This is a genomic window from Nostocoides japonicum T1-X7 (assembly GCF_001046855.1).
GTDB classification, from domain to species: domain Bacteria; phylum Actinomycetota; class Actinomycetes; order Actinomycetales; family Dermatophilaceae; genus Nostocoides; species Nostocoides japonicum.
In genome coordinates this window covers 4,760,392-4,764,344 of record NZ_HF570958.1, presented here as the reverse complement: position 1 = coordinate 4,764,344, position 3,953 = coordinate 4,760,392, and the positions used below count along the sequence as shown (strand labels likewise).

Below are 3,953 nucleotides of genomic sequence, written 5' to 3'. Positions count from 1 at the left end.
CGGCGGTGGCGGTACCGGCTCGTCGGCGCTCGACCCACCCATCGACGTTCCGCTGGCGGGCCCGCGCGACGGCGATCTGGCCGGGTCCCACGTCGCTCTCGAGGGTCGAGCCGGCCCCGACGTACGCACCGTCGGCCACCGTGACGGGGGCGACGACGACGGTCTGGGACCCGATGAAGCTGTGTCGCCCCACGCTCGAGTGGTGCTTGGCGACGCCGTCGTAGTTCGCGAAGATCGTGCCGGCGCCGATGTTGGCGCCCTCGCCGATGGTGACGTCACCGGCATACGTGAGATGGGGAACCTTCGCGCCGTCGCCGATCTGCGCATTCTTCGTCTCGACGAACCCGCCGATCTTGCCCTTCGCGCCGAGCTCGGTGCCGGGGCGCAGGTAGGAGTACGGCCCGACGGTCGCTGCCTCGCCGATGACGGCGAGGTGGGCCTCGGCCCGCCGCACGTGTGCCCGGTCGCCCACCTCGCAGTCGACGATCGTCACCTCGGGCCCGACGGTCGCCGCCGAGCCGATCGTCGTCGCCCCGAGCAGCTGGGTGCCAGGCTCGATCGTCGTGTCGGCGCCGATCGTCACGTCGGTGTCGATCCACGTCGTCGCCGGGTCGACGATCGTCACGCCGTCGCGCATCCAGCGTTCACAGATGCGGCGGTTGAGCTCACGGCCGAGGGCGGCGAGCTGGACGCGGTCGTTGACGCCCTCGGTCTGCCATAGGTCCTCGACGAGGTGCGCCCGGACCGTGCCACCTTCCGAGCGGGCGATGGCGAGGACGTCGGTGAGGTACTTCTCGCCCTGGGCGTTGTCGGTGCCCACGACGGCGAGGCTCGCCCGGAGGACCGTCGCGTCGAAGGCGTAGATGCCCGAGTTGATCTCGCGGACGGCCACCTGCTCGGGCGTCGCGTCCTTCTGCTCGACGATGCCGGTCACCGAACCGTCGGCGTCCCGCAGGATCCGGCCGTAGCCGGTCGGGTCGCTCACGTGGGCCGTCACGACGGTCACGGCGCTGCCCTGCGTGGTATGCGACGCCAGCAGGTCCGCGAGCGTCTCGCCGGTGAGGAGGGGGACGTCGCCGTACGTCACGAGAACCGTGCCCGTGAGGCCCTCCGGCAACACGCCGAGCCCACACTCGGCGGCCCGCCCTGTGCCTTTGACCTCGTCCTGGTCGGCGACGAGAGCCTGCGGGTCGACGCTCGTCACGTGCTCGGCGACCGCGTCCCGGCCGTGCCGGACGACGACGACGAGATGCTCGGGATTCGTCGCCCGGGCCGCCGCCATCGCGTGGCCGAGGAGGGTCCGACCGGCGATCCGGTGGAGGACCTTCGGCGTCGACGACTTCATCCGGGTTCCCTCGCCTGCCGCGAGGATGATGACGGCCGCAGGCCGTGGGGTGTTCACGCACGAGCTCCCGTGGGGAGGGGCTGGGGACGCCCGCCATGCTACTGCCCGGTCATGAGTGCCCCATCATGAGTGCCACGTCATGAGTGCCACGGACGTCGGTGGACTCCGGCCGCGGTCACCACTTACCTCGACCCCAGGCAGCCCACCCGAGTCGAGGTAACCAGAGACCCGGCGACGGTCACCACCTACCTCGACTCCGGAGAACCCGCCCGAGTGGAGGTAACCAGATACCTCGCGGCGGTCACCACATACCTCGACCCCAGGGCAGCCCACCCGAGTGGAGGTAACCAACGGCGCCAAGGTGGTCACCCCTCACCCTCGACGCCGGAGAACCCGCCCGAGTCGAGGTACGACCCTGGGATCGAGATGACGACGACTTCAGGGGCGTCACCAGATACCTCGACCCCGGAAGACCCGCTCGAGTGGAGGTCACCAGAGACCTCGCGACGGTCACCACATACCTCGACCCCAGGGCAGCCCACCCGAGTGGAGGTAACCAGAGACCTCGCAATGGTCACCACATACCTCAACCCCAGACAGCCCACCCGAGTCGAGGTAACCGACGGCGCCGAGGTGGGTCACCCCTCACCCTCGACGCCGACGAGCCCGTCCGAGTGGAGGTACGGCCCTGGGATCGAGATGACGACGATCTCACGGGCGTCACCAGATACCTCGACCCCGGAAGACCCCGCCTGAGTGGAGGTAACCGGAGACCTCGCGATGGTCACCGGATACCTCGACCCCGGAGAGCCCGCCTGAGTGGAGGTACCTAGAGACCTCGCGTTGGTCACCAGATACCTCAACCCCAGACAGCCCACCCGAGTGGAGGTAACCGGAGACCTCGCGACGGTCACCGGATACCTCGACCCCAAGCAGCCCGCCCGAGTGGAGGTAACCAGAGACCTCGCGACGGTCACCCCCTACCTCAACCCCAGGCAGCCCACCCGAGTCGAGGTAACCAAGGACGTTGCGCCAGCCCTTGAACCCACCTGGTCACGAGTTACCTCCACCCGGTGGAGCGGATCGCGGCGGGACGAGACCGGAGGAGGGCGCGGAGCGCGTCGGCCAGGCCGCCGCGCCAGCACGCATAGTCGTGGCCGCCGTTGAACTCCGTGTAGCGCACCTCGGCCCCCGCCTGGCGGAGCAGGTCGACGACGGCGGGATGACGAGGCTGGAGGACCCACTCCTGGCGGCCGACCTCGAGCCAGGCTCGGGTGCCCGTGAGGTCGCTGCCGGGGATGGCGGACAGGATGGCGTCCTGCCAGAGCGAGGCGGACTGGCTGATCGCTGCCCCGACCGCATCGGGATGGCGGACGAGGGTCCACAGTGCCGTGAGGGCGCCGAGGCTCTGTCCGACGACGATGACGTCGCGGCTGTCGTCGCTGATGGGGTACCGCTCGCGGGCCCAGGCGAGGAGGTCTCCAGCCAGGTAGTCGTCGAGGTGGCCACCCTCGTCGAGCTCGGCCCAGCGTCGATCGCGACCGCCCGAGTCGACGAAGACCGCGTGGACCGGAGGGATCTCGCGGTCGGCGATGAGGTTGTCGAGCGTCATCGGCAGGTCCTGGTGGCCGGTCCACACCTCGCCGTCGAGGACCATGAGGAGCGGCAACCGGTGCTCGGCAGCGAGCTGCGGCGCGGGCGGCCGACGGACGCATTCGTCGCCATCCCTGCTCGGATTGACGAGGATCTCGTCGTCATCACCGCGACCAAGGGTGAGTCCATCGGACGGCGGGCGGCGGGCGAACTCGTCGTCGCCACCGCGACCAAGGGTGAGTCCATCGGACGGCGGGCGGCGGGCGGGCCCGTCGTCGTCACCGCGACCGGGAACGAGTCCACCGGCGGTAGAGGACCCGGGCGGGCGGCGGGCGAGCACGTCGTCGACGCCGCCCCGGTCTGGGACGGGTTCACCGGCGGACGGCGGCCGGTAGACCCACAGCGTCCGGCCATCGGGACCCGAACACCGCTCGACCGTCCCGCGCGGCACGCCGGCGCGGGGGGCGAGCCAGGGCTGCGGCGGGGCGTCGGGCAGCTCGGCGACGGACTGGAGGACGCCGGACCGGTTCCTGTTGCATACCGGGTTGCGGGGGTCCGGCAGCCCGTGGTCGAGCGCCGCCCGGACGGCGACCTGGTCGTGCTCGTCGGTCCACGGCACCGGCTCCCCCGGACGGTGCGGCAGCACGGCATACGACGCGCGCCAGTCCGATCCCATCCGGTAGGACAGGTGCCACACGTCGGTCCCGGCGACGCGCCGCATGAGGCTCGACTCGAGATCGCGCTCGTCGGTGAGACGGTTGACGAAGAGCAGGATCTGGTATGCCGTTCCGTCGCGCCAGAGGAAGGTCACGATCCGCTCGTCGTCGCGTCCCTCGACGGGCTCGATGAGTGGCGTGCGGCGGGCCTCCTCCCCCCAGAACGCGGCGACGACCCGGTCGCGCGCGGCCGGGTCATCGAGAGCGTCGAGCCGGGCCACGAGGGCCGCGACCGCCGCGCTCTCGGCGAGCGGCGCGGGGGCGGGACGGGGGAGCTTCGGCGGGGTCCGGCGGGCCGG

2 protein-coding genes are annotated in these 3,953 nt (G+C 71.1%); both read right to left on the bottom strand.

Translation table 11 applies throughout. The features are described 5' to 3' along the window. A partial coding sequence (gene glmU, locus BN12_RS21615) for a bifunctional UDP-N-acetylglucosamine diphosphorylase/glucosamine-1-phosphate N-acetyltransferase GlmU (RefSeq protein ID WP_048555619.1) occupies positions 1 to 1,402 on the bottom strand: 1,402 nt, incomplete at its 3' end. Positions 1,403 to 2,405: 1,003 nt separating this feature from the next. Continuing rightward, positions 2,406 to 3,953: esterase family protein (locus tag BN12_RS21610; RefSeq protein WP_048555618.1), on the bottom strand; the 1,548-nt coding region annotated here is incomplete at its 5' end.